Origin of the sequence: Nocardioides sp. CPCC 206348 (assembly GCF_048654705.1) — a bacterium.
GTDB lineage: Bacteria > Actinomycetota > Actinomycetes > Propionibacteriales > Nocardioidaceae > Nocardioides.
Genome location: NZ_JBMCZA010000153.1, coordinates 40620 through 41941 on the forward strand (window position 1 = coordinate 40620; position 1322 = coordinate 41941).

Here is a 1322-nt window from a genome sequence, read left to right on the forward strand (position 1 = left end):
ACGATCGGACGCACCCGGGTGGCCGCCGCGCTGCTCATCGGCCTGTTTGCTGTGACCGGCCTCGCCGCCTGTTCGGGCGACGAACCCGAGGCTGGCGCGGACTGGTCCGACGCCGGTGTGAAGGCCAAGAAGCTCCTCGACGAGACCAGCGGCATCGAGTTGTCGATCTCCACGGGCGACGACCCCGGGGTCGACTACCTCTCGGCAGCGAGCGGCACGATCACCGCCGACCCGCCGGCCTTCGAGGGCTCGGCCAACGGCAACGTGTCGGGCATCCCGGTCACCGGCGTCCCCGTCATCTCGGTCGACGGCACGATGTACATCGACCACGCCCTCCTCGGCGGCTGGAGCGACCGCTTCCAGCCCGAGGACCTCTGCGCCCCCGACCCCGCGCTGCTCCTGGACCCCGACTCGGGGGTCTCCTCGGTGCTGACCAGCAGCGAGGACGTCTCCGCCGGCAAGACCGAGCGCGGCGGCAAGGACAACAAGGAGACCTTCAGCACCTACACCGGCACGGCCACGGGCGACTCGATCCGCGCGATCCTGCCCTGCGCCGAGGGTGACGCGTTCGACGCGACGTACCGCATCGATGACAAGGGCTACCTCCGGTCCGCCCGCCTGACCGGCGTCTTCTTCCCCGACTCCGACGAGGTCACCTACACGATCGACGTGACCAAGTACGACGTCACCAAGGACATCTCCGCACCGGAATGACCGGCAGGACCGGAATGAGCAGGGACCGGCTTCTCCTCACGTTCTGTGCCATCGCCGTCGCCTTCGCGGCGGTCGACACGTACGTCGTGGTGCTCGCACTGCCGGACATGATGGCCGGCGTCGGCATCCCCATCGACGAGCTGCAGCGTGCGGCACCGATCGTCTCCGGCTTCCTGCTGGGGTACGTCGCCATGCTGCCGCTGATCGGCCGGATCGCCGACCTGCGGGGCCAGGTACCCGTCCTGGCGATGTCCCTCGTGCTCTTCTCGATCGGCTCGCTGGTCACCGCGGTGTCCTACGACCTGCCGAGCATGGTCGCCGGCCGGTTCCTGCAGGGCGTCGGCGGTGGCGGACTGGTGCCCGCCACGATGTCGCTGGTCGCCGCGCTCTACCCGGTCGAACGGCGCGGACTGCCGCTCGGCCTGGTCTCCGCCGTCCAGGAGTTCGGCAGCGTGCTGGGCCCGTTGTTCGGCGCACTGGTCCTGTCCTTCACGTCCTGGCGCGGGATCTTCGCGATCAACCTGGCCGGCGGGGTGTTGCTGGTGCTGGTCGTCGGCGCACTGGCTCGTGGCTCGGTGGTTGAGGTGCGAGCGCCAGCGAGCCTCGAA

2 protein-coding genes are annotated in these 1322 nt (G+C 69.7%); both read left to right on the forward strand.

The window, feature by feature from the left end; genetic code table 11:
• Positions 1-714, forward strand: a 714-nt coding sequence (locus tag ACOADB_RS10845; protein ID WP_378598088.1) for an LppX_LprAFG lipoprotein, incomplete at its 5' end; no start/stop codon positions are given.
• A gap of 14 nt (positions 715-728) precedes the next feature.
• A partial coding sequence (locus ACOADB_RS10850) for an MFS transporter (protein ID WP_378598090.1) occupies positions 729-1322 on the forward strand: 594 nt, incomplete at its 3' end.